The organism is Thioalkalivibrio sp. ALJ21 (assembly GCF_000378605.1).
Taxonomy (GTDB): Bacteria; Pseudomonadota; Gammaproteobacteria; order Ectothiorhodospirales; family Ectothiorhodospiraceae; genus Thioalkalivibrio.
The window spans coordinates 49,537-72,833 of record NZ_KB905157.1 but is presented as its reverse complement, the minus strand read 5'-3'; the positions used below and the strand labels follow the sequence as shown (position 1 = coordinate 72,833).

Here is a 23,297-nt window from a genome sequence, read left to right as displayed (position 1 = left end):
CGGACCAGCCCCCGGAGGATCTCATGCCCGCCCACTCGCAGAATGGACCCACCCACTGGCCCGAACTCCCACCCCTTGATCATTGGGAGGACACCTGCACCACGGTCCACATGTGGACGCAGATTGTCGGCAAGATCCGTCTCGAACTGGGGCCCTGGGTGAATCACTCGTGGGGTTCCACGCTGTATGTCACCAGCACCGGGCTGACGACATCGCCGATTCCCTATCAGGGGCAGACCTTCACCATCGACTTCAATTTCGTCACGCACCAACTGGTCATCACCACATCGCACGGCCGCAAGGTGGTCTTTTCGCTGGAACCGATGAGCGTTGCCGATTTTCACGACAAGATCTTTGGCGCACTTGCCTTCCTCGGCATTCGTGTAGCCATCCTCGCGCGCCCTGTGGAGGTACCGGAAGCCACCCCCTTTGCCAGGAACACGCAAAACCGCAGCTATGATCACCATGCCATCCACGCTTTCTGGCAGGCCCTGGTGCAGGCGAACACGGTGTTCTCGCAGTTCCGTGCGGGCTTTCGGGGAAAGTGCAGCCCCGTGCACTTTTTTTGGGGTGCGTTCGATCTGGCCGTCACGCGCTTTTCCGGCCGCGAGGCGCCGAAGCATCCCGGAGGTGTCCCCAACTGTGCCGACTGGGTGATGGAAGAGGCTTATTCCCATGAGCTGGCGAGCGCCGGCTTCTGGCCCGGCACGGGACTGGGTGAAGCGGCTTTCTATGCATATGCCTACCCAGAACCTGACGGATATCGCGAGGCCGCCATCCAGCCCGCCGCGGCCCGCTTCCACGAAGGCCTCGGGGAATACATCCTGCCATTCGACGCTGTTCGGGCGTCGACCGATCCCGATGCGGCGCTGCTGAGCTTTCTACAGAGCACCTACCAGGCGGCTGCCGACAATGGCGGATGGGACCACGAAGCCCTCGAGTTCCTCCCTCCCAACTCGAGATAGCGGCGGAAAGGCCCTTCGGAGCCGCGCGGCGCGCACACAGGACTCGCACATGCACCGAGGCTCCCGAAACCCAGCGCAAACGCGCGCATTTGCTGCTATGAACTAGGTAATCGCCGCCTGTTCGCACTCCATTCGCTGTTGGCCGCGGTTCCCGTCCTGTTGTAGTGATTTGTGTTCGGTTAGGGGGAACCGAGGGAGGCAGCCATGAACACCCTACCGAGCTTTACCGTGCCAGCCATCGCGGGGCTGGCGTTCGCATTGATCACGTTTTCCGGCTGCGGCCAGTCGAACGACTCGGCCCAGGCCGCGGAACAGAGCACCATGATCCAGGAAGAACCGGAAGCGCCGGCCATGGAGCGCGCGATCGGCTTTTTGGAGTCCTGGATCGAGTTGTTCGACACCATGAGTGCGGAACTGGCCGGGGTCGACAGCCAGGAGGCCGCCAATGAGCACGCCACTTGGCTGACCGAAGAACTGACGCCGCGCCTGGAACAACTGGCAGGCGAGATGATCGTCTTCATGGAGTCGATCGAGGAGCACGAGATGGAGGTCATGGAGGCATCGTTTGATGCTCCGGAAAACCACCAGCGCATGCTGGAACTGGAAGGACGCATGGAGCAGTCGCTGGATCGACTGGAAGAGAACATCATGCGTGTCGAGACCACACATGCAACACCGGCACTGGAGATGGCGTGGCTGCACTTCGCCCGGACCAACGAGCGGCTGGAACGGCAGATGGAGGCCACGTTCGCCGGTGGCGCGCAGACGGTTGGCAGTCCCGCATGGTGCGACGCCATGGCCAACACGCCCCAGGCCCAGTGGACGATGAACGACGCCTTCGCCTTTGCGAACCACTGCGTGGGGCGCTGATGCGGGGCTCCGGACGGTACTGAATTACTCGCGCAGGTCGGCGCGCGGTTACGTCGCCCGTGCGCTCATGCCGCGCTCAGGTCCACGAGATCCGTGTGCCCGAACCCCTTCGAGTAATCAAGGACGGATATCACCGTTGGCGTCACACGGAAAATCCGGACGTCCTCCGGGCTGGGCATCTCCATGTCCAGCTTGGCGGAGTCCTGCTCGGGATAGGTCTGCGCGAGCAGGTCCAGTACCTTCTGTGCCTCATCCCGATCGACCACGGGCTCTGCGTGCGCCGCCATGGACAGCCCCGTGATCGCCATCAGGTCGGAGGTGTCGTGATCGATCGTCAGTGAAACCCGGTTGTCGTGCGCCAGGTTTCGCGCCTTCTGGCTGTCCAGTCCGCAGAGGAAATAGAGCGTCATCCCTTCATGCACGTAGCCGACCGTCGTCACCTGGGGCCAGCCATCCTCGCGCAGGGTGGCAATACTCATGATCCGGTGTTCGTCCAGCAGGCTCTGGATCTTCTTTCTGAGTGCCTCGTCCATCTGCCACCTCCTGAAGATGCGTGGACTCCAGGGCGACGGAATCGCCCGATGGCCATTTCATGCACCCACTCGAGAGATCGCAGGAAAGCGGCCAGGATCTTTCGATATATAGACGCTCTCCGGACGATGTGGACACGCTCGACAGCGTGCCGCCCGGCCGGACCCGCGATGCGCTCCCCAGGTCCCGCTGCACGGACACCCAGGCGGTTACTGCGAGCAGAGGCCGCCGTCCACGACGTAGGTATTGCCGGTGCAGCCGGAGGCGGCGTCGGACAGCAGGAATACCGCCATCCCGGCGCATTCCTCGTTGCTGACGTATCGACCGAGAGGGATACGCGCCTCGAAGGACTTGTGCACCTCGTCGGCGTGGCCCGGGTTCGCCTGTTCCTCGATGGACTGCATCATGCGGTTCGCGACCGGGCCGGGGTTGAGCGTATTCACGCGGATGTTCTCCGGCCCCAGCTCGGCGGCCAGGCACTTCATCATGCCCACCACCGCATGCTTGCTGGACACGTACGGCGACAGGCCGGCCGCCCCGCGCAGCCCGGCCACGCTGGAGGTGATCACAATGCTGCCGCCATTGCCGCGACGCAGCGCCGGCAGGGCCGCCTCCGCGCCCAGGCGCACGCCATGCACGTTGACGGCAAAGACCTTCTCCCACGCCGCGTCGGAGCGGCTGTCGAACGGGCCAACCTCGCCCTCGATCCCGGCGTTCAGGAACACGCCATCCAGGCGCCCGAAACTTTCCAGTGCGGTCGCGACCATGCGCTCGTTGTCCTCGCGCCGCGTGACGTCCACGGCCAGACCCACCGCCCTCTCACCCAGAGACTGGGCGATGGCGTCCACCGGCCCGGCCTCGCGGTCGATAATCACCACACTGGCACCCTGCTCGTACGCCATGCGCGCCGTGCTCTCGCCGATACCACCGGCGCCACCGGTGATTGCGATCACTTTTCCTTCCAGGGGGCTCATGCTGTGTCTCCTTCGTCATGCAGTCGGGGAACCGCGGCAAGGCGCTCGCGGACAAGACCATTATCAGCCCGGCAAAGGCCAGGAATCTTGATCCGGGTCACGACTCTCGCCGCATACGCCTCGGGGCGAGCCGAACGAGCGATTTACAGGTTCGTGTACTTGCGTGCGAGACCTCGCGCCTTGTCCACCGGGTATTTTTTCGCGTTGGTTTCCAGCTTGTCGCTCGCGGCCTGCACGAGGTCGATGTTCAGCTTGCGCGCCAGCATCAGCAGATAGATCTGCACATCCGCGATCTCGGCCCGAACCTCTTCCAGCGCCTCGCCGGACAGGCCACGCGACTGCTCCTCGGTCAGCCACTGGAAGTGCTCGATCAGCTCGCCGACCTCGCCCGCCAGCGCCATCGAGAGATTCTTCGGCGAATGGAACTGCGCCCAGTCGCGCTCTTCGACGAACGCCTCCAGCCGCGCCGCCAGCTCATCCAGCTCCCGCGTGTTGTTCGACCCCATAGCCATCACTCCTGTCGCATCCATCTCTCTGGACTCGACACCGTAACGAACTCTCGCGGCGCCGTAATCCGCCTGCTAATGGCCCGCGGAGTAGCAGGAGCGACATCACCGAGATCTTCATATGCCGGAGATCCCGGCTCTTCGCTTCGCGGCGGCCGGGATGACATGCGCCGACCAACCGATGCCAGGCCTACCGCGACGCCAGCTCGTTCGGCGTACCTAGCTGCTCCGCCAGGAAGTCGATCAGGGCGCGGGTCTTGGGCAGGAGGTAGCGGCGGCTGGGGTAGACGGCGTGGATGCCGAGCGTGGTGGTTTCCCAGTCCGGCAACAGCGCCTGCAGTGCGCCGGTTTGCAGATGCGGCTGCAGCAGGAACTCCGGCTGGTAGACGATGCCCTGCCCGGCCAGGGCCGCGGCGACGCAGGTCTCGCCGTTGTTGCTGCGCAGCACGGGGCGGGTCGTGACCGCGACCGGCCCGTCCGGGCCCGTGAGGGTCCAGTCGTCGCCGGTCGCGTGGTAGCTGTAGGCGATGGTGGCGTGGTCCGCCAGCTCGCACGGGTGTGCGGGCAGACCGCTGGCCGCCAGGTAGTCCGGCGCGGCACAGATGCGCATGCGCGTGGTCGCCAGGCGGCGCGCGACCAGGCTGGAGCTGTCGAGCGTGCCGATGCGCACAGCCAGGTCGAAGCCTTCGTCGACCAGATCCACCGAGCGGTCGTTCAGGGTAACGTCCAGTTCCACCCGGGGATGCCGCGCCGTGAATGCGCCCCACAGCGGGGCCAGGTGCTGGATGCCGTAGCTCACCGGGACATTGATCCGCAGCCGCCCGCTGACGGCGGTGCCGCGCTCGCTGATCTCGCCCTCGGCAGCGGCCAGTTCCTCGAGCAGCAGCTTGCTGCGGCCAAAGAAGGTCTCGCCCTCGCTGGTCAGCGACAGGCGCCGGGTCGTGCGGTGCAGCAACCGCGCACCCAGCCGTTCCTCCAGGCCGTTCACCGCGCGCGAGACGGCCGCCTTGGACAGACCCAGCGCCTCCGCCGCATGCACGAAGTGCCCGGCCTCGACCACGGCCACGAAGATCTGCATCTGCTGGAAACGATTCATTGTTTCACTTTCCGAAACTATATGTGCCTTTTATAGCCGTTTATTGCTCCTGAGGAAATAGACAGACTCTCCCTAACCGGCCAGAACCGCCGGCCTTCGCAAACCATCCAGGAGAGTCAAAATGAATTCGTCCTTCATGCAGCAGCTGTTTGGCACCAACGCCGGCTGGGCCGCCCTCGCCCTGCGCATCCCGGTCGGGATCATCTTCATGGCGCATGGCGCGCAGAAACTGTTTGGCTGGTTTGGCGGTCACGGTCTGGAAGGGACCGGCCAGTGGATGGCCTCGATCGGGCTGGAGCCGGGCTTTCTGATGGCCCTGCTGGCCGGTGGCGCCGAGTTTTTCGGCGGTCTGGCCCTGATCATCGGTTTGCTGGTGCGCCCGGCGGCGGCCGTGCTGGCCTTCACCATGGTCGTGGCGATCTTCGCCGTACACTTCGAACATGGCCTGTTCATGAGCAACAACGGCTACGAGTTCGCGCTGTCGCTGCTGGCCGTCTCCGTCGCACTGGCGATCAGCGGCGCCGGCCGGGCCTCGGTCGACAACCGCCTCGCCGGGGCGTACCGCGGCTAGCCGCTCTTCCCCATGCCGGGCCATCGGGCTCGGCATGGGTCACTTGATCGGTAGCACCCGGGAGGAGGACACCATGATCACCCTGCGCCCCAGTGCCGAACGCGGCCACGCCCAGCACGGCTGGCTGGATTCGCGCCACAGCTTCTCGTTTGCCAGTTACTTCGACCCGGAGCACATGGGGGTCTCCGACCTGCGCGTGCTGAACGAGGACCGGGTCGCCCCGGGTGCCGGCTTCGGCGCCCACCCGCATCGGGACATGGAGATCATCACCTGTGTGCTGGACGGGGCCATCGAGCACCGGGACACGATGGACCACCAGACCCGGCTGCACGCCGGCGAGGTCCAGGTGATGAGTGCGGGCACGGGGATCCGGCATAGCGAGTTCAACGCATCAACCACCGATCCGCTGCATTTCCTGCAGATCTGGATCATCCCGGATCGCAAGGGTGGCGAACCGCGCTATGCCCAGAAGGATTTTTCGGGTGCCGGCGGGATCGCCCTGCTGGTCTCGCCCGATGGTCGGGATGGCTCCCTGCCCATCCGGCAGGACGCCTGCATCCACAGGCTCCGGCTGGCACACGAGACCACGCGGTTTCCGGCGGACCCGGGCCGGGTCTATTACGTACAGATCACCCGGGGCGAACTGAGCCTGAACGGCCAGACGATGGCCGCCGGCGACGGCGCCACCATCCGTCAGGAGCACGAGCTCGAGTTCATCACCAACGGCGAGGCCGAGGCCCTGCTGTTCGACCTGCGCGGCGGCTGATGCCGCCCACTGACGAGGACACACCAATGTCACTGCAGCTTCAGACGATCATCGCCAGCACTCGCCCGGGCCGTATCGGCCCCTCGGTGGGCGACTGGTTTCATGCCCTGGCCAGCGAACAGGGCGCGTTCCAGAGCGAGCGGGTCGATCTGGCGGACTTCCAGCTGCCGGTCTATGACGAACCCCAGCATCCGCGCACACAGCAGTACGAACACGAACACACCCGGGCCTGGTCGCGCAGCGTCGCGAGCGCCGACGCCTACGTGTTCGTGATCCCCGAGTACAACTACTCGGCTCCACCCGCGCTGATCAATGCCCTCGATTACGTCTATACAGAGTGGAATTACAAGCCCTGCGCGTTCGTGAGCTACGGCGGCGCCTCCGGCGGGCTGCGTTCGGCACAGATGGCCCGGCAAATGGTGACGGCGCTCAAAATGATGCCGATCCCGGAGGGCGTGATGATCCAGATGCCCTGGAACCACCTGGACAACGAGCGGCGATTCGTGCCCGAACCGATGCACGATGACTCCGCCCGGGGCATGCTGGAGGAACTGGCGAAATGGGCCCGCGCCCTCCAGCCCATGCGCGACACGACAACGGAATCCCCCTGATGAGCAACACCCTGGAGACTACCGAACAGCCCTGCACCGCCTCGCCCGCACCCTGCGCGGCCATCGAGACCGTGCTGCAGCCCCGCGAGCGCGACCTGGGCGGCTTCTCCGTGCGCCGGGTGCTGCCCACCGCACAGCGCCGAATGGTCGGGCCGTGGATCTTTTTCGATCACATGGGCCCGGCACACTTCCCCGCAGGCGAGGGGATCAACGTGCGTCCGCACCCGCATATCGGGATCGCAACGGTCACCTACCTGTTCGAGGGCGAGATCCTGCACCGCGATTCACTGGGTTCACTGCAGGCGATTCGGCCCGGGGACCTCAACCTGATGGTCGCCGGACACGGCATCGTCCATTCCGAGCGCGAACGCCCGGAGATCAGCGCCAGGGAACACACCCAGCACGGGCTGCAGCTCTGGCTCGCCCTGCCGGAGGCCGACGAGGAAACCGACCCCGCGTTTCATCACTATCCGGAACAGGCGATCCCGACCGTCACCGTCGACGGAATCCCCGTGCGCGTGATGATGGGCAGCGTCTACGGCGAGCAGTCGCCGGTGCGGGTGTTCTCCGAGACGCTCTATCTGGAGGCCCGCCTGCAGCCCGGCCAGACCCTGACTCTGCCCGATGCCGACGAACGCGCGGTCTACGTGGTATCCGGCGAACTGCGCGCGCAGGACACCGCAATGCCGACCCACTCGATGACGATCTTCTCGCACCAGTCCGGAATTGCGGTCACCGCCACCACGGCCTCAACCATCGCCCTGGTCGGCGGCGCCCCCGTGGGCGAGCGCCACATCGAATGGAATTTCGTCTCCAGCCGCCGCGAACGCATCGAACAGGCCAAGCAGGACTGGCAGGACGGCCGCTTCCCGAAGGTCCCCGGCGACGAACACGAGTTCATCCCGCTGCCCTGACTACCGGGGCCGGCCTGCTCTGTGCCGATCGGCGTACGGGGAAGGTACTCAGGCGGGTAGCGGCAGGCGGCCCTGATAGAGGAACGGACTCAGAGGAAAATCGTACAGGGTCCCGTCGCGGGGCTTGAGGAAGCGGACGTGTTCGGCGCTGAGCTGGCACAGCCAGGGGTCCTGGCGCGTGGGCTTGTTGCGGGTAAACGGCCGCGGGTTGTAGAGCGCGAGGTTGATGCCGCCCCCGGTATCGCGGGCGGAGGTGTACTCGAACAGGTCGATCCCGGCCTCGCGCAGGACCGCGCCCAGGGCCTGGGTGGCCCGGTAGTCGGCAGGGTGGCGCAGCCGTTCTGCGTGCTGCGCGAACGGCGGCTCCTGGAGCTGCAGGCCTTCGGGGCTCAGGTAGCGCGCGGCGAATAACGTGTGCTGGGTGTCGAGCTTGCGCGACGGCGGCGTGGCCATGCCGTACCAGAAGACGAAGCGATAGAAGGCCGCCTCGGCCAGTACGGTGCGCTCGCTCCGGGCGCCATAAAAAAGACTGGGCTCGTGACGGCGGCCAAAGCGCGAGCCGTGGCGCAGCGGGGGGTAGCGAAACGGGGTCGCCAGCAGGTAGTGCAGCCGTTCGGTGCCGGCGCGCCGGGGTGGCTTGGTCGCCTCCAGCATCTCTTCCAGCACGGCCTGGCGGTCCAGCGAGGAAACGATCTGGTTGGTGGCCACCTGTTCCTGGCTCTCCACCAGACGCAGGACCTCGCCACGCAGCGGGACGCGCGGCGCGGCTTTCACCAGCGCATTCCAGTCCGGCACGTCAGCCACTCAAGCTCACAGCTTGCCGCGGATCGCGTCGAGATACTCCAGCACGCCCACCAGCCCCTGCACGGTACGGATCTGCTCGGCCGGCACGCCGCCGGTGTGGTGGTTCTGCGTGTGCATCCAGTGCTTCATCGCCGCGGCATCCCCACCGGTCAACACGTACAAGGCGCGATAGCAGCGGATCAGCAGCAACGCCAACTCCCCCGGCTTGCTGGCCGGGTCGATGTTGCCTCGACTGATATCCGTGCGTCCGCGCCCGACGACCTCGCCCAGATCCGCCTGGGTAAGACCCAGCGCCTTGCCGGCGTTGACCAGTGCCTCGCGCAGGACATCCGCGCGCTCCGGCGCTGCAACTGTTGCGACACTCATGGGCAACCTCCAGGGATGACCACATGCACATACCGTATATTTTTGTGCTTATAGCACATTATAGAACGACAGGGTTCAGCGTGCCAGGCAAGGGTCCGTGACGCCATCCCGCATTCCGTAACGGGTGGGATGTCACGAACCCGGCGCACATCCGCGTGACGGGGCTCCCGCTCCATGAGAAAACCCTCTATGTTGGGGATGAAGCAGACGCAACAAACAAAGAGGGACGGTATGACGGCCATTGGGATGCACACGGTGTACGGACGACTGACTGCGGTACTGGCACTGGTCGGTCTATTTGTACTGTCAAGCGCCTGCGCACCGCGGGTCTCCGTGCAGGAGGAACGCCAGCTGGGCGAGGAGCTGGCCGCGGACCTGAACGCGGAGCTGCCCATCATCGAAGAGCCGGCCATCAACGACTACATCAATTCGCTGGGTCGCTCGATTGCGGCGGTGGCCGACGATCGCGAAGAGATCGACTACACCTTCTATGTCGTCAACGGGCCGGACGTAAACGCCTTCGCCGTGCCCGGCGGCCATATCTATGTCTACCGCGGCCTGATCGAGCGGGCCGACGACATGTCCGAACTGGCTGGCGTGCTGGCACATGAGGTCGGGCATGTGGTGAAGCGCCATGGCATCGACCAGTGGCGTCGCGCGCAGCAGGCGGAAATGGGGCTCGCCGTCGTCTACGGCGTGATTCTCGGACGCGACCCTGGCGCGGCGGAGCAAGTGGCCGTTCAGGTCGGCGCAGCGGGGGTGTTCGCGGGCTACAGTCGCGAGGCGGAGCGCGAGGCAGACGACGTGGCGATTGGCTATCTAGTGGATGCCGGCATCCACCCCATCGGCCTCGTCTCGTTCTTCGAGACCCTGCTGGACGAACGCGACCGGGATCCCGGCCGGGTCGAGCAATTCTTCGCCACGCACCCCACCACCCGCGAGCGCGTCGAGAACACCCAGGCGCGGATCGACGCGCTCCCGCAGGAAACACTGGACGGGCTGGCGCGAGACAGCGATGATTTCCAGCGCTTTCGCCGCGAGGTCGAGGCACTACCGGAACCGGAGTCGGATTAGACCGAAATGTCCATGCTCACCGCGTTACTGCTGATGATTGCGCTGCTGCTGTCCGCAGCGGCATTGATCATCTGGCAGGCCAGCATCCTGTTCAGCCTCGAGATCGTGGACGGCAAGCCGCGGGCACGGCGCGGCGACGTACCCATGCACTTCGAGCACACGGCCCGGGATGTCGCCCGGCGCTACGGCATCCAGCGCGGGCGCGTGACCGCGATGCGCACGCGCGAGGGCGCGCGCCTGCGCGCCTCCGGCTCCATCCCCCGCGAGGCGCAGGGCGAGCTGCAAACCGCCCTGAAGCGCATCAAGCTCGGACGCCGCAAACGCCGCAAGCGCCGCTAAACGAGCACTGGGGCGCCGATGCGCGCCCTTGAACGGCGCGGATCAGTGACCGTGGCCGCCGTGGTGTTGACCGTGGCCGTGCTGATGTCCGTGCGCGCCAGACCGATCCTCCTCGTAGCCACGGGCACGCTGGTAGGCCTCTTTCTGCTCATCCGACAGCAGCTCGTCCATTTCCAGGTGGTAGGAGAGGTGGACGTGGCGTAGCCGCCCACGCAGCTCGCCGATCTCGACCGTCAGCGCCTCGATCTGGTCGCTAGTGATCTCGCGCGAGGCAAAGCGCTCGTCAAGCTCACGCTCCAGATCGACGATCCGCTGCCCCAGCTCCCGCGCCTGCTCGCGCATGGCATCGAACAACCGCTCGGTTTCCGCCTGCTGCTCGGCACTGAGATCCAGTTGATCGGCCACCTCCAGCACATGGAGCGGACCGGGATAGCCATGCAGCTCCGCCGGCAGGGCCATCCCCAGCCCCTGCCCGTCCAGCAGACCCTCCTGCTCCTCGGCCGACAGGGCCTTGATCTCGCGGTCCTGAAACGTCGTATACGAATTGGCCAGCGCGGGGGCCATACAGCCGGCCAGCACCAGCCCGAAAACCCAGCGCACCGGGGACAGAGATTTCATCAGCGACTCCTTGGGGATGATTCGTCGGGCATAACGCATGATCGACCCCCTAAGGGATGGTCGGGTTCCGCTACAAGCGCGGGCAACCAACCGAGCACGAGCACATGCATGGGCACGTGACTTCCTTAAACGGCGACGTCGGCCAGGTGGCCCTTGCCTTCCAGCCAGGCGCGGCGTTCGGAGGCGCGCTTCTTGCCGAGCAGCATGTCCATCAGCTGCTGGGTGTCGTCGGCGGCGTCCAGGGTGAGCTGCACCAGGCGTCGGGTGTCCGGGTTCATGGTGGTCTCGCGCAGCTGTAGCGGGTTCATCTCGCCCAGGCCCTTGAAGCGGGTCACGGAGACCTTGCCCTTCATCTTCTCCGCCTCGATGCGTTCCAGCACGCCGGCCTTCTCGTCGTCGTCCAGGGCGTAGAAGGTCTGCTTGCCGACGTCCACGCGATATAGCGGCGGCATCGCGATGTAGATATGCCCGCGTTCCACCAGCGGGCGGAAGTGCTTCAGGAACAGCGCGCACAGGAGGGTGGCGATGTGCGCGCCGTCGGAGTCCGCGTCGGCCAGGATGCAGACCTTGCCGTAGCGCAGCCCGTCGAGACTGGCCTGCCCCGGGTCCACGCCCAAGGCCACGGAGATGTCGTGGATCTCCTGCGATCCGAGCACCTGGTCCGGGTCGACCTCCCAGGAGTTCAGGATCTTGCCACGCAGCGGCATGATCGCCTGAAAGTCGCGGTCGCGCGCCTGCTTGGCGGAGCCACCGGCGGAATCGCCCTCGACCAGAAACAGCTCGGTGCGCTCCAGGTCCTGGCTGGCGCAGTCCGCCAGCTTGCCCGGCAGGGTCGGGCCCTGGGTGACCTTCTTGCGCACCACCTTGCGCCCCGCGCGACTGCGTTTCTGCGCGTTCTGGATCGCCAGCTCGGCGATACGCTCGCCCTGCTGCGGGTGCTGGTTCAGCCAAAGGCTGAAGGCATCCTTGACCACGCCGGAGACAAATGGCGCGGCCTGGCGCGAGGACAGGCGCTCCTTGGTCTGCCCGGCAAACTGCGGGTCCTGCATCTTGAACGACAGCACACTGGCGACCCGCTCCCAGACATCCTCCGGCGCCAGCTTGATCCCGCGTGGCAGCAAGCTGCGAAACTCGCAGAACTCGCGCACGGCCTCCGTCAGACCGGTGCGCAGACCGTTCACGTGCGTGCCGCCCTGGGTGGTCGGGATCAGGTTCACATAGCTCTCGCTGACGACCTCGCCGCCCTCCGGCAGCCAGGTCACCGCCCAGTCCACCGCCTCGGTGGCGCCGGCCATCGAGCCCATGAACGGCTCCTCCGGCAGGCGCTCCAGTCCATCCAGCGCCTCCACCAGGTAGTCGCGCAGGCCCGCCTGATAGCACCACTCGCAGGCCTCGCCGGTGGTTTCGTCGCGGAAGGTGACGGTCAGGCCCGGGCACAGCACGGCCTTGGCGCGCAGGATGTGCTTAAGCCGGGGGACCGAGAACTTCGCGGAATCGAAGTACTGCGGGTCCGGCCAGAAGTGCAGCGTGGTTCCGGTATTGCGCTTGCCAACCTCCCCGACCTCTTCGAGATCCTGCGTCTTGTGCCCCCCGGAAAAAGCCATGCGGTACTCGCGCCCGTCGCGCTTGATCTGCACCTCGAGCTGCTGCGACAGGGCATTGACCACCGAGACGCCCACCCCGTGGAGGCCACCGGAGAACTGGTAGTTCTTGTCCGAGAACTTCCCGCCCGCATGCAGCGTGGACAGGATCACCTCCACGCCCGGGCGGTTCTCCCGCGGGTGCAGATCGACCGGCATGCCACGGCCGTCATCCGACACGGAGACCGAGTCGTCCTTGTGCAGGATCACGTCGATGCGCTTGGCGTGGCCGCTGATCGCCTCGTCCACCGAGTTGTCGATCACCTCCTGCGCGAGGTGGTTCGGGCGGGTCGTGTCGGTATACATGCCCGGGCGCTTGCGCACCGGGTCCAGCCCCTCGAGGACCTCGATATCGGATGCGGAATAGCTCACGTGATGGTTCCTGTGTCGATCGCGCGCTCGCGGATGCGCGAAGGGTAGCAAATCAGGGCTGCTTGCAATCGCCCCCATGATCCCAACAATTGCATGGCAAATTCCGTATTCAAGCGTTTTCAGGAGGGTTCCCATGGCAGAGGCCGCAAGCGCAACCGGCGAGGACATCCTCGACGTCACCCAGGAAAGCTTCCAGCAGGCTGTGCTGGACGAGTCTCATCAGCGCCCGGTGGTGGTCGACTTCTGGGCCGCCTGGTGCGGGCCCTGCCAGCAGCTGATGCCGCTGCTGCAGCAACTGGCCGCGCAATACGCCGGCAAGTTCCGCCTGGCCAAGGTCAACAGCGACGAGCAGCAGGCTCTGGCCCAGCAGTACGGCGTGCGCAGCCTGCCCACCGTGATGGTGTTTCGCCATGGCAAGCCAGTAGACCAGTTCATGGGCGTGCAGCCGGAACCGAACATCCGCGCGATGATCGACCGCCACCTGGAAAAGCCCTCGGACAGGATCATCGACCAGGCGCGTGAACAGGCCAAAACCGGCGATGTCGACGGTGCCCTGGCCACTCTCAAGGCCGCGCTCGAGGAAGACCCCGACAATGGCGACCTGCGCATCGAGCTGGCCCGCGCGCTGGCCCAGTCCGGCGACGCGGACGCCGCCGAGGCGGAGCTGAACAAGCTGCCGCTGGACCAGCACGAACAGGATGCGGTGAAGGAACTGCGCGCCCGTCTGGTGTTCGCCAAGACCGCGGCCGGCATCGACCCGCAGGCCGTGGCGAAGGAGATCCAGTCCGGTGACCCCAGCCCCGAGGCGCTGGAGAAGATGGCCGCCTACGCGATGCTCTCCGGGCGGGCCGAGGAGGCGCTGGGGCTATACCTGCAACTGATGAAACAGCACCGCGCCTACAACGACGGCGCCGGTCAGAAGGGCCTGCTGGCCGCATTCAAGGTGCTGGGCGATGACCATCCGCTGGTCGGACAGTACCGGCGGCAGATGGCATCGCTGCTGTACTAGGGAGACAGTCGGAAATCCGCTCGGGCGGGGCTTCGCAGGCGAGCGCGCGCCTGCATGCGCCCCATCGGCCAGGGGGCTGGCCTCCTACAATAGCGCGACCTCAGGCGCTGGCGACAAGCTCTCCGGTGAGTTCGGTCCCGGCGGCGAGAGTCGAATAGATCGTGCCCTTCTGCACGTTGCGGTGCAGGATCTCCAGCATCTCCTCGTCGGCGTCGGTCCCGACTTCGATGCGGTACTCGATTCTGGCGATTGCGGGCGGGTCGTCCTGGCGCCAGCCACGCAACTGGATCGACAGGGTCTCGATCTCCATGCGCAGCATTGGCAGGGCCCGCTGAATACCCCGGACCATGCAGGCCCCAAGCGAGGCCAGCAACAGCTCCGGCGGGCTAAGGGAGACGCTGATTGAATCGCACGTCCGCGTTGGCACCCCAGGTTTTCCGAGACAAGGCGCGGTGCGCAGCCGGTAGTGGTTCTACCGGCAAGGGCCGCAACGCAGGATCGGGGAACCTGGGGTGCCAACCCCACAACTCATTCAATGCAGGGGCTCGGCCGCTTTTGCCCGCGCACGGCGTTGCGGTTCCCTTGTGCAGAATGACTGCACGGCAGTCACCGCGCCTTGTTCGCACGCAAAAACGACTCGAGCGCGGACGCGCGATTCAATCAGCGTCTCCCTACGCATCGTCACGCCCGTCCATGGCGGTGTCCAGGGTGACCTCGGCCTGCTTGGCGCTGGCCACACTGCCGTGCGAATCCAGTCGTTCAACGCGCAGCTCGTACTCAAGCATCGAGACCTCCGCTGGAAGAATGCGCCCGGCCCGTCCGATGCGGCCCGGGCGATCCGTCCGGTCAGTTGCTACCGACGATCCGTTCGATCACCGCCTCCGGTTCCTGGTAGCCGGACATCTGCTGGCCGTCCTCGGTGATCAGGGCCGGGGTGCCGCGCAGATTCAGCTGCTGACCCAGCGCCATGTGCGCGTCCTGCGGGGTATCACAGCTGCCATCGATGTCATCCAGGGTATCGCCGGTCTTAGCGCGGTCCATCGCGTCCTCGCGGTCATCCGCGCACCAGATCCGGTCCATGATCTCCGGCGAGTTCTGCCCCAGCACCGGGAACATCAGGTAACGCACCTTGATGCCGGCTTCCAGGTACTGCGGGATGTCCTGGTGAATCTCGCGGCAATAGGGGCAATTCGGATCCGTGAATACGTTCAGCACGCCGCGGGTGTCGCCGTTCGGTGAATAGACGACCAGTTCGCTGTCGTCGATCTCGGCGAACATGTCGGCACGCACGCCACGCAGCGAGCCCTGAGTCAGGTTGTCGCGGGTATCCAGGTCAATCAGGTTGCCCTGCAGCAGGTATTTGCCATCCCCGGAGACATAGAAGATCTCGGTGCCGTAACGCACTTCAAAGATCCCGTCCATGCCGGTTTCCTGGATGCTGTCGATCTCGGCATTGGGGATGACCTCCGCCATGCGCTCCTCAATGGCATCGGTCGCAGCGGCAGTGGAGGTGAAGGCGGCCAGCAGGACGGCCAGGGGCAGTGCGCGTTTTACAAACATGGACTCTCTCGTGGCTGTACAAAAAAGGGGGCCAGTCTAGCAGGCCCGACCATACGGCCCGCCTGGCTCTGGCACGAAACTGGGGTAATAGACGTCAGCCGCGGGGATGATGTTCCGCATGCAGGCTCTGCAGGCGGGCGCGTGCGACGTGGGTATAGATTTGCGTGGTCGACAGGCTGGAGTGACCCAGCAGCATCTGCACCACGCGCAGATCCGCCCCGTGGTCGAGCAGATGGGTTGCGAACGCATGGCGCAGGGTATGCGGCGACAGCGGCGCCTCGATGCCGGCCACCCGGGCGTAGTGCTTGATGCGATACCAGAAGGCCTGGCGCGTCAGGCCCCGGCCACGCCGCGTCACGAACACGGTATCCACCGGCGGGTGGCCGGCCATCAGCTCGCCCCGCGCCTCGCGCAGATAGCGCGTCAGCCAGTGCACGGCCTCCTCGCCCAGCGGCACCAGGCGTTCCTTGTCGCCCTTGCCGGTCACGCGCACCACGCCCTGGCGGCTGTTCACCTCGGATTGTTCCAGACCGACCAGCTCGGACACGCGCAGGCCGGTCGCGTACATCAGCTCCAGCATCGCGCGGTCGCGCAGGCCGACCGCGGTGTCCAGTTCCGGGGCCGCCAGCAGGGCGTCGACCTGGCCCTCGGACAGGCTGTCCGGCAGCGGACGCCCGGCGCGCGGGGACTCGATCCCGGCACTGGGGTCATCCTCGCGCTCGCCCTGATGCACCAGATAGCGATAGAAACGCCGCAGGCTGGACAGGGCACGCGTAATCGACTTCGGCCGCGCACCCGCCTGCATGCGGGCGCTGACGAACCCCAGCAGATCGGCACCACTGGCCGCCTCCAGCGCGACCCCGCGCCCGTGCAGCCAGCGCGCCAGGGCCTCAAGGTCGCGGCGATAGGCCGCCAGGGTGTGATCCGACAGGCCCTCGACCGCCCAGAGCTCGTCGAGGAAGCGGTCGAGGGTGTCGGACTGGACCGCCGCTGCGGTCACGGCCCGCGCGCGGCCTACGGGTTGCCCCCCGGATTGCCGGGGTTACCCGGGGCCTCGGGGTTCTCCGCGCGGAACTTGCCGGCGAGGTTCTCGAACACCTTGGTCAGTTCAAGCGGTAGCGGGAAGAAGATCGAGTTGGCGTTGCCGTTGGTCGACATGTCGGACATCGTCTGCATGTAGCGCAGTTGAAGCGCGGCCGGGCTTGCCTCCATCTTCTGGGCCGCCTGCACCAGCTTCTCGGCCGCCTGCAGTTCGCCCTCGGCGTGGATGACCTTGGCCCGACGTTCGCGCTCGGCCTCGGCCTGGCGCGCGATCGCGCGGATCATCGAGTCGTCCAGGTCGACATGCTTGATCTCGACGTTGGTGACCTTGATGCCCCAGGCATCGGTCTGCGAGTCGAGGATCTCCTGGATGTCGTTGTTCAGCTTGTCACGCTCGGAGAGCATCTCGTCCAGGTCATGCTTGCCGAGCACCGAGCGCAGCGTGGTCTGCGCGAGCTGGCTGGTCGCGGCGTAGTAGTCCTCGACCTGGATCACCGACTTGGCGGAATCCACCACGCGGAAGTACAGCACCGCGTTCACCCGAACCGTCACGTTGTCCTGCGAGATCACGTCCTGGCTGGGCACGTCCAGGGTGATGATACGCAGGTCGATCCGCACCATCTGCTGAATGCCCGGGATCACGATGATCAGGCCCGGGCCCTTCACCGACTGGAAACGGCCGAGGAAGAAGATGACGCCGCGCTCGTACTCGCGCAGCACCTTGATCGACATCACGATGATGGCGACCAGGATGACTAGCGGGACGACAAAGAAACCGAGATCGTTCATGTCCTGCTCCTTCTGTGTTGAGGGTGCCGCGCCGGTTAACCGGCCGAGGCAGTGCCCGGGGTGTCTTCTTCAGTCACGGGTTCGACCCGAAGCCTGAGTCCTTCGATGGCGGTCACGCGCACCTTCTGTCCTTCGCGGACCGGCGCCGAGGTCTCCGCGTTCCACTGTTCGCTGTGGACCCAGACCCGACCGCTTTGGTCGAAGTCCTCGCGCGCCTCGCCGATCATGCCGATCATCTCTTCATAGCCGGTGGCGGGCTTCTTGCCGCGCAGGCTGAACAGCCGGCCCAGCACCCAGACCGACAGGATGCCAATAGCAATGGCGGTGCCGATCACCAGCGGGATCGCCACATTCAGCTGCGGGTCGTCCCACAGGATGATGGAGCCAACGGTAAAGGCCACGATTCCTCCTATGCCCAGCGCCCCGAAACTGGGTACGAAGGCCTCTGCAATCATGAAAATCATGCCCAGCAGCATCAGCGCCAGGCCCGCGTAGTTCACCGGCATCACCTGCAGCGCGAAGAACGCCAGGATCAGCGCGATCGAGCCGATCACCCCGGGATAGATCGCGCCCGGATTGGCCAGCTCGAAGATGATGCCGTAGATCCCGATCAGCATCAGGATGTAGGCGATGTTCGGGTTGGTGATCAGCGACAGCAGCTGGGTGCGCCAGTCCGGATCCATGCGCACGATCTCCAGCCCCTCGGTCGACAGCGTCCGCTCGCCGTCGTGCATGCGCACGGTATGGCCGTCGATCTGCGCCAGCAGGTCGTCGAGGTTGTCCGCGACGAAGTCGATCACGTTCTGTTCCAGCGCGGCAGTCGCGGTCAGGTTGGAGCCCTCGCGCACTGTCTCCTCGGCCCACTCGGCGTTGCGATCGTAGCGCTCGGCCAGGCCGCGGATGTAAGACACCGCATCTTCCAGCACCTTGCGTTCCATCGCGTCGCCGCCCCGGCGGGGCGAGGGGGGATCGTCCTCCAGCAGTTCCTCCTCGGTGGCCGGCTCGACCTCGCCGTTGTCGCCGTTGCCGTTGCCGTTGCCGTTTTCGCCGTTGTCCTGCTCCTCGGCCCCGTTGGTGTCATTGCCCCCGCTGCCGTTGTCGTTGGCTTCGTCGGTGGCCTCTTCTTCCTCCTCTTCCGGCGGATCCATGCCCGGCAGACCACCCCCGCCCATCTGCACTGGCGTGGCGGAGCCGAGGTTGGTGGCCGGGGTCATCGCCGCGACATGCGAACCGTAGAGGATGTAGGTCCCGGCGCTGGCCGCGCGGGCACCCGAAGGGTGGACATAGGTGACCACCGGGACATCCGATTGCAGGATGTTGCGGATGATGCTGCGCATGCTGGAATCCAGCCCGCCCGGGGTATCCAGCATCAGGACCATGATCTCGGCATCCTCGGCCTCCGCGCGCTCGATACCGCGGCGGATGTAATCGCCGGTGGCCGGCCCAATGGCATCTTCCACGGTCAGCACCAGTGCCTGCCGCTGCCCGGTGTCCGCCAGCGTGGACATCGCCAGCCAGCCGGCCCCCAGCAGCAGGAATGCCAACCAGATTACGGTTCGCCAGAGGCGCATGCCGCCTCGCTTCATGGGCTTCCTCTCCCGTCGGTCCTGTTTCGTCGTACACTCGGCAACGCTTCACCCGGTACGTGCTCCCACCCTAAACCATAGGCTATTGCGCCGCTGACCCCCCAATCCCGATGCCCGCATCTTCCACGAACAAGGCAATGCATCCGCCACTCGGTCTGGTCCTGGCCGGCGGACAGGGTCGGCGCATGGGCGGGCGCAACAAGGGCTGGGTGGAGTACCAGGGCCGCCCACTGGTGGAACAGGTGATCGAACGTCTGCGGCCGCAAGTGGACTCCATCGTGATCAGCGCCAACACCGATATCGACCGCTATCAGGCGCTGGGGTTTCCCTGCCTGCCGGATACCCGTCCGGACTACCCGGGACCACTGGCCGGGATCGCCGCGGCATGGGCGCACTACCCCGGGCACATCCTGCTCAGCGTCCCGGTGGATGCCCCGCACCTGCCGCCCGGCCTGGCCGAACGGCTGGGTCAGGCGCTGGGTGATGGCGACGCTCCCGCCGCAATCGCCCATGACGGCGAACGCCTGCAACCGCTGTTCGCCCTGCTCAGACCCGAGCTGTCCGCACGCCTGGAGGCGGATCTCGCCCATGGCTCACTCGCGGTCGGACGCTGGTTTCGGGACACCGGGGCCACGGTGGTCGACTTTTCCGACCAGCCCGGCGCCTTCGTCAACCTGAACACGCCCGAGGATCTGGTTAGCTGAGCGCTCCCTCCCGCTGCCAGCGGTTATCGCTATACTCGGGCGTGCATAACGCAAGCAGGTGACCATGAACCCAATCCCGACCAACCTCCCGCGCATCGGCTTTGCCGCCTGGAGCGGCAGCGGCAAGACCACCTTGCTCAAGGCGGTGATCCCCGCCCTGCGCGCCCGCGGCCAGCGCCCGGCCGTGATCAAGCATGCCCATCACGCCTTCGACGTGGACACCCCCGGCAAGGACAGCTACGAGCTGCGCCACGCCGGCGCGGACCAGATGCTGGTCGCCTCCTGCCGCCGCTATGCGCTGATGGTGGAGACCCCGGAGACCGACGATGGCGGCGTACCGGACCTGGACATGCTCTGTTCGCGCCTGGACCCGGAGCGCGCGGACCTGATCCTGGTCGAGGGCTTCAAGCAGGCCGACCTGCCAAAGATCGAGGTCCACCGTCCGGCCGTCGGCAAGCCCCCGCTCTACCCGGAGATCCCCGGCGTGATCGCGGTCGCGACCGATGCCACCGAACTCGACTTCGACGGCCCCCTGCTGCCGGTCAACGACCCCGATGCAGTCGCGCGTTTTATCATTGACTACTTCAACCTGAATCCCTGATCCGGAGACCTCCATGGCCCAGGCCGCACCCAGCTGCGACGAGTTCGATCCCAACGCCCTGACCCTGGAACAGGCACGCGCGGCCATCCTGCAGGCCTGCGATGCGCTGACCGAGTCCGAGACCGTGCCGCTGGAATCCGCGCTGGGGCGCACCCTGGCCGAGCCGATCGCCGCCCGCATCGACGTCCCGCCGGCCGCCGTCTCCGCGATGGATGGCTATGCCCTGCGCGCCGACGATGCCATCGCGGGTCGCGAGCTGATGCTGGCCGGGACCTCGGCCGCCGGGCACCCCTGGGATGGCCGCGTGGAACCGGGCCAGTGTGTGCGCATCCTGACCGGCGCCGTGGTCCCGGACGGCGCCGATGTCGTAATCATGCAGGAACAGGTCGAGCGCGTCGGCGAGGCCGGGATTCGCCTGAACAACGGCGGCCTGGCGCCCGGGCACAACATCCGCGGCCCGGGCAGCGACACCGCCAGCGGCACCGCCCTGTTCGCCCAGGGGCAGGTCATCGGCGCCGCCGAGATCGGCGTGCTGGCCAGCCAGGGGATTGCCGAGCTGCAAGTGCTGCGCAAGCCGCGGGTCGCGTTCTTCTCCACCGGCGACGAACTGGTGCCGCTGGGACAGCCGCTAGGCCCTGGCCAGATCCATGACTCCAACCGCCACACGCTGCGCGCGCTGCTGGCGTCCTACCCGGTCGAGGCGCTGGACTACGGCGTGATCCGCGATACCGAGGCCGCGGTGCGCGAGGCGCTGGAGCGCGCCGGACAGGAGGCGGACCTGATCATCACCACCGGCGGCGTCTCGGTCGGCGATGCCGACCACGTGACCCGCGTGCTGCGGGCTTCGGGCCAGGTCTGCTTCTGGAAGATGGCGATCAAGCCGGGCCGACCGCTGGCCTTCGGTCGCATCGGCGACGCGCATTTCTTTGGTCTCCCCGGCAACCCGGTCGCGGTGATGACGACCTTCGCCCTGCTGGTCCGCCCTGCCCTGCAGGCCCTGGCCGGACGGGACACCGCGCCGCCGAAGGCCGTCAGCGCGCGCCTGGTGGAGGACCTGCACAAGACCCCCGGGCGCAAGGACTTCCAGCGGGCCGTGCTCGCAACCGATGACCGAGGGTGGATCGTGCGCTCGGCCGGCGGTCAGAGCTCGCACCAGCTGCGCGCGATGAGCCAGGCCAATGCCTACATCGTGCTGCCGCGCGAGTCCGACGGGGCGCGCGTGGGCGAATGGGTGGAGGTGCTCCCGTTCCGAGAGGTCTTCTGATCGCCGCATCCATCGGGGATGCGGACATCGGGGATACGAACTGGGGCCTTTACTTGGGCGGCCGACTTATTCGCGAGTCGGAACGGACTCGGCCATGGCGGCGAACTCCCGCTCCAGCAGGGCCTCGTCACCCAGATTGAGTTCGACCAGCCGACGCAGGTGCGTCGCCGATTCCAGCGGCATCGCCTCGATCTCGAGCCCCAGCCACAGGCCCTCCTGCCAGCGCACGCGGCCCTCGAACGCGATGCGCGCCTCGTCCGACAGCGGGATATCCAGCGTGACCACGGCACCCGACTCCAGCACCGGGATCTGCGTGCCTTCGACGAGGACACCGCGCAGCGAGATATCCTCGACGCGCACAGGACACTCCCCGTTCGCATGGATCAGGGTGGCCGGAAACTCCAGGGGAATACGTTGAAACCGTCGCTCCATACAGGAAGACTACGCGCTCCTTGCCCATTCCACCAACCTGCATACCGATCCCGACCCTGCCCATGAGCCAAGACCCCAAGAATATCGAAGGCCTGCCCGCCGGCCTGCTGCGCCGCTTCGGCGCGATCATCTACGACGCCTTGCTGTTGATCGCGATCTGGATGGTGCTGGGCATGATCGTGGTGGCGCTGGGCAACCTGACCGGCTGGTACTCCACCCGCGCGCATTTCATCGCCAACCTGTTCGTGGGCTGGGCATTCTTTTTCTGGTTCTGGACGCGCACCGGGCAGACCCTGGGCCTGCAGACCTGGAACATCCAGCTGCGCACCGAGCATGGCCAGCCGGTCAATGCCTGGCAGGCCACGCTGCGCTATCTGGTGGCGGCCGCCCAGTGGCTGGTGGTGCTGATGGCGATCTGGGCGGTGCGCGAACACGGCGCCGTGGCAACCGTAGCGGTCACCGCCGCGGCAATCTTCGCGCTGGGGCTGTCGCAGTTCCATCCACGGCGCTGGATGCTGCACGACTGGCTGTCCGGGACCGAGCTGGTACGCATCCCGGGCCTCGCCAAACCGCGCTGGAAAAAGGACAAGGCGGCCTGAACCGACGCCGCCTGCGGCCCCGGAGCCCGCAGGGTCCTTTACATCAGGGGGCAAGCCACAGGCCGAGATCCTCCAGCCCTTCGGCGATTTGTTCCGCCATTTGCTGATAGCCGGCCGCGTTCGGGTGGATGCGATCCGCGCGCAGGTCGCCGTTCGAGAGCACCCCTGACAGCACCCCGTCGATTAGCGGAACCTCCTCCTCGCGCGCCAGCTCGCCATAGATATCGTCGTCGCGCAGGCGCCCCGTCGCGGCCGCAAAGGCCGAGGCCGAGGGCACACCAAGCAACAGGGGCTGGGCGCCATGCTCGCGCACCTCGTGGATCAGGGCCCGCAGGTCCTCCTTGACCGACGACGCGGCGCGCTGGCGCAGGAAGTCATTGCCGCCGAGGCCGATAATCACCAGGTCGGGCTCGTGCTCGCGCAAGCTGGGGCCCAGTCGGTCGCGCGCGCTGTCCGCCCGGTCGCCGGGCACGCCGTCGTTCACCACCTGCCAGCCGGTGATCTCGGCCAGCCGTGCCGGAAAATCCTCCCCGCGCGAGGCACCCGTCCCGTGGGTCACGCTGTCCCCGAACGCCAGCACGGTGGCCGCGCGCGGCAGCGGCTCCAGGTCACCGGGGCCACTGCCACCGCAGCCGGCGAGCAGCGCCAGCAGCCCCGCCATCCCGCCTGCCAGAAACCGCCGTCGCGAACAAACG

Annotated in this window: 27 protein-coding genes and 1 pseudogene; 13 read left to right on the top strand and 15 right to left on the bottom strand. The window is 66.4% G+C overall.

Annotated features, from left to right (window positions below):
• Positions 1 to 23: 23 nt before the first annotated feature.
• Together F579_RS0111645 and F579_RS0111640 are read left to right on the top strand one after the other, a co-directional pair.
• On the top strand, positions 24 to 965 hold the full coding sequence (locus F579_RS0111645) for a DUF5996 family protein (RefSeq protein ID WP_026301091.1): 942 nt from the start codon (positions 24 to 26) through the stop codon (positions 963 to 965).
• 204 nt (positions 966 to 1,169) lie between these two features.
• Positions 1,170 to 1,835: a DUF3012 domain-containing protein gene (locus F579_RS0111640; RefSeq protein ID WP_019024873.1), complete on the top strand. Its 666-nt coding sequence runs from the start codon at positions 1,170 to 1,172 to the stop codon at positions 1,833 to 1,835.
• Positions 1,836 to 1,900: 65 nt separating this feature from the next.
• Here the strand turns inward: F579_RS0111640 and F579_RS0111635 are convergent, their stop codons facing one another.
• From F579_RS0111635 to F579_RS0111620, 4 genes are all read right to left on the bottom strand, one after another.
• Complete coding sequence (locus F579_RS0111635) at positions 1,901 to 2,368, bottom strand: pyridoxamine 5'-phosphate oxidase family protein (RefSeq protein WP_019024872.1); 468 nt, start codon at positions 2,366 to 2,368, stop codon at positions 1,901 to 1,903.
• A gap of 207 nt (positions 2,369 to 2,575) precedes the next feature.
• On the bottom strand, positions 2,576 to 3,340 hold the full coding sequence (locus F579_RS0111630; protein ID WP_019024871.1) for an SDR family NAD(P)-dependent oxidoreductase: 765 nt from the start codon (positions 3,338 to 3,340) through the stop codon (positions 2,576 to 2,578).
• A 143-nt stretch (positions 3,341 to 3,483) separates the two neighbouring features.
• Entirely contained in the window at positions 3,484 to 3,846 is a 363-nt protein-coding gene (locus tag F579_RS0111625; protein WP_019024870.1) for a nucleotide pyrophosphohydrolase, read from the bottom strand.
• Between the two features lie 190 nt (positions 3,847 to 4,036).
• Positions 4,037 to 4,942: a LysR family transcriptional regulator gene (locus tag F579_RS0111620; RefSeq protein WP_019024869.1), complete on the bottom strand. Its 906-nt coding sequence runs from the start codon at positions 4,940 to 4,942 to the stop codon at positions 4,037 to 4,039.
• 121 nt (positions 4,943 to 5,063) lie between these two features.
• On the opposite strand from F579_RS0111620, the gene F579_RS0111615 reads away from it, so the two are divergent.
• The 4 genes from F579_RS0111615 to F579_RS0111600 all read left to right on the top strand — a co-directional run bounded on the left by F579_RS0111615 (position 5,064) and on the right by F579_RS0111600 (position 7,804).
• The gene (locus tag F579_RS0111615; protein ID WP_019024868.1) at positions 5,064 to 5,513 is read left to right on the top strand and encodes a DoxX family protein; all 450 of its coding nucleotides are present in this window, start codon (positions 5,064 to 5,066) and stop codon (positions 5,511 to 5,513) included.
• Between the two features lie 73 nt (positions 5,514 to 5,586).
• Positions 5,587 to 6,279, top strand: coding sequence for a pirin family protein (locus F579_RS0111610; RefSeq protein WP_019584616.1), 693 nt, complete (start codon positions 5,587 to 5,589; stop codon positions 6,277 to 6,279).
• Between the two features lie 26 nt (positions 6,280 to 6,305).
• Positions 6,306 to 6,890, top strand: a complete 585-nt coding sequence (locus F579_RS0111605) for an NADPH-dependent FMN reductase (RefSeq protein WP_019024866.1) — start codon at positions 6,306 to 6,308, stop codon at positions 6,888 to 6,890.
• Entirely contained in the window at positions 6,890 to 7,804 is a 915-nt protein-coding gene (locus F579_RS0111600; protein ID WP_019024865.1) for a pirin family protein, read from the top strand. The genes F579_RS0111605 and F579_RS0111600 overlap by 1 nt, the downstream gene beginning before the upstream one ends.
• A 48-nt stretch (positions 7,805 to 7,852) precedes the next feature.
• Here the strand turns inward: F579_RS0111600 and F579_RS0111595 are convergent, their stop codons facing one another.
• Both F579_RS0111595 and F579_RS0111590 read right to left on the bottom strand, forming a co-directional pair.
• Positions 7,853 to 8,599: an RES family NAD+ phosphorylase gene (locus F579_RS0111595; RefSeq protein ID WP_019024864.1), complete on the bottom strand. Its 747-nt coding sequence runs from the start codon at positions 8,597 to 8,599 to the stop codon at positions 7,853 to 7,855.
• A gap of 15 nt (positions 8,600 to 8,614) precedes the next feature.
• Positions 8,615 to 8,974: an MbcA/ParS/Xre antitoxin family protein gene (locus F579_RS0111590; RefSeq protein ID WP_018862065.1), complete on the bottom strand. Its 360-nt coding sequence runs from the start codon at positions 8,972 to 8,974 to the stop codon at positions 8,615 to 8,617.
• 246 nt (positions 8,975 to 9,220) lie between these two features.
• On the opposite strand from F579_RS0111590, the gene F579_RS0111585 reads away from it, so the two are divergent.
• A complete protein-coding gene (locus tag F579_RS0111585) occupies positions 9,221 to 10,048 on the top strand; it encodes a M48 family metallopeptidase (protein WP_026301090.1) in 828 nt (275 codons plus the stop codon).
• Between the two features lie 12 nt (positions 10,049 to 10,060).
• The gene (locus tag F579_RS0111580; RefSeq protein WP_019024862.1) at positions 10,061 to 10,387 is read left to right on the top strand and encodes a DUF3634 family protein; all 327 of its coding nucleotides are present in this window, start codon (positions 10,061 to 10,063) and stop codon (positions 10,385 to 10,387) included.
• A 42-nt stretch (positions 10,388 to 10,429) separates the two neighbouring features.
• Here the strand turns inward: F579_RS0111580 and F579_RS0111575 are convergent, their stop codons facing one another.
• Together F579_RS0111575 and parE are read right to left on the bottom strand one after the other, a co-directional pair.
• Positions 10,430 to 11,005: a Spy/CpxP family protein refolding chaperone gene (locus F579_RS0111575; RefSeq protein ID WP_019024861.1), complete on the bottom strand. Its 576-nt coding sequence runs from the start codon at positions 11,003 to 11,005 to the stop codon at positions 10,430 to 10,432.
• A 125-nt stretch (positions 11,006 to 11,130) separates the two neighbouring features.
• The gene (gene parE / locus F579_RS0111570) at positions 11,131 to 13,017 is read right to left on the bottom strand and encodes a DNA topoisomerase IV subunit B (RefSeq protein WP_019024860.1); all 1,887 of its coding nucleotides are present in this window, start codon (positions 13,015 to 13,017) and stop codon (positions 11,131 to 11,133) included.
• 133 nt (positions 13,018 to 13,150) lie between these two features.
• Here parE and trxA point away from each other — a divergent pair, with 133 nt between their 5' ends.
• The gene (trxA, locus tag F579_RS0111565) at positions 13,151 to 14,026 is read left to right on the top strand and encodes a thioredoxin (protein WP_019024859.1); all 876 of its coding nucleotides are present in this window, start codon (positions 13,151 to 13,153) and stop codon (positions 14,024 to 14,026) included.
• A gap of 100 nt (positions 14,027 to 14,126) precedes the next feature.
• Here trxA and F579_RS14675 read toward each other — a convergent pair.
• The 5 genes and pseudogenes from F579_RS14675 to F579_RS0111540 all read right to left on the bottom strand — a co-directional run.
• Positions 14,127 to 14,420: pseudogene (locus tag F579_RS14675) on the bottom strand (OsmC family protein); the annotation flags it as partial.
• Between the two features lie 452 nt (positions 14,421 to 14,872).
• Positions 14,873 to 15,586: a DsbC family protein gene (locus tag F579_RS0111555; RefSeq protein ID WP_019024856.1), complete on the bottom strand. Its 714-nt coding sequence runs from the start codon at positions 15,584 to 15,586 to the stop codon at positions 14,873 to 14,875.
• A 94-nt stretch (positions 15,587 to 15,680) separates the two neighbouring features.
• On the bottom strand, positions 15,681 to 16,586 hold the full coding sequence (xerD, locus tag F579_RS0111550) for a site-specific tyrosine recombinase XerD (protein ID WP_019024855.1): 906 nt from the start codon (positions 16,584 to 16,586) through the stop codon (positions 15,681 to 15,683).
• A gap of 14 nt (positions 16,587 to 16,600) precedes the next feature.
• Positions 16,601 to 17,416 carry a slipin family protein gene (locus F579_RS0111545; RefSeq protein ID WP_019024854.1) on the bottom strand — a complete coding sequence of 272 codons (816 nt, stop codon included), beginning with the start codon at positions 17,414 to 17,416 and terminating at the stop codon, positions 16,601 to 16,603.
• A 35-nt stretch (positions 17,417 to 17,451) separates the two neighbouring features.
• On the bottom strand, positions 17,452 to 19,002 hold the full coding sequence (locus F579_RS0111540) for a nodulation protein NfeD (protein ID WP_019024853.1): 1,551 nt from the start codon (positions 19,000 to 19,002) through the stop codon (positions 17,452 to 17,454).
• Positions 19,003 to 19,139: 137 nt separating this feature from the next.
• Between F579_RS0111540 and mobA the strand changes: the two genes are divergently transcribed.
• The 3 genes from mobA to glp all read left to right on the top strand — a co-directional run bounded on the left by mobA (position 19,140) and on the right by glp (position 21,571).
• Positions 19,140 to 19,706: a molybdenum cofactor guanylyltransferase MobA gene (gene mobA / locus F579_RS0111535; protein WP_019024852.1), complete on the top strand. Its 567-nt coding sequence runs from the start codon at positions 19,140 to 19,142 to the stop codon at positions 19,704 to 19,706.
• A gap of 64 nt (positions 19,707 to 19,770) precedes the next feature.
• Positions 19,771 to 20,307 carry a molybdopterin-guanine dinucleotide biosynthesis protein B gene (mobB, locus tag F579_RS0111530; RefSeq protein ID WP_019024851.1) on the top strand — a complete coding sequence of 179 codons (537 nt, stop codon included), beginning with the start codon at positions 19,771 to 19,773 and terminating at the stop codon, positions 20,305 to 20,307.
• Between the two features lie 13 nt (positions 20,308 to 20,320).
• Positions 20,321 to 21,571, top strand: a complete 1,251-nt coding sequence (glp, locus tag F579_RS0111525; RefSeq protein ID WP_019024850.1) for a gephyrin-like molybdotransferase Glp — start codon at positions 20,321 to 20,323, stop codon at positions 21,569 to 21,571.
• 66 nt (positions 21,572 to 21,637) lie between these two features.
• Here the strand turns inward: glp and F579_RS0111520 are convergent, their stop codons facing one another.
• The gene (locus F579_RS0111520) at positions 21,638 to 22,003 is read right to left on the bottom strand and encodes a PilZ domain-containing protein (protein WP_019024849.1); all 366 of its coding nucleotides are present in this window, start codon (positions 22,001 to 22,003) and stop codon (positions 21,638 to 21,640) included.
• Between the two features lie 62 nt (positions 22,004 to 22,065).
• Here F579_RS0111520 and F579_RS0111515 point away from each other — a divergent pair, with 62 nt between their 5' ends.
• Positions 22,066 to 22,602 carry an RDD family protein gene (locus tag F579_RS0111515; protein WP_018138159.1) on the top strand — a complete coding sequence of 179 codons (537 nt, stop codon included), beginning with the start codon at positions 22,066 to 22,068 and terminating at the stop codon, positions 22,600 to 22,602.
• Between the two features lie 43 nt (positions 22,603 to 22,645).
• Here the strand turns inward: F579_RS0111515 and F579_RS0111510 are convergent, their stop codons facing one another.
• Complete coding sequence (locus tag F579_RS0111510; protein ID WP_017926354.1) at positions 22,646 to 23,263, bottom strand: GDSL-type esterase/lipase family protein; 618 nt, start codon at positions 23,261 to 23,263, stop codon at positions 22,646 to 22,648.
• Positions 23,264 to 23,297: the final 34 nt, after the last annotated feature.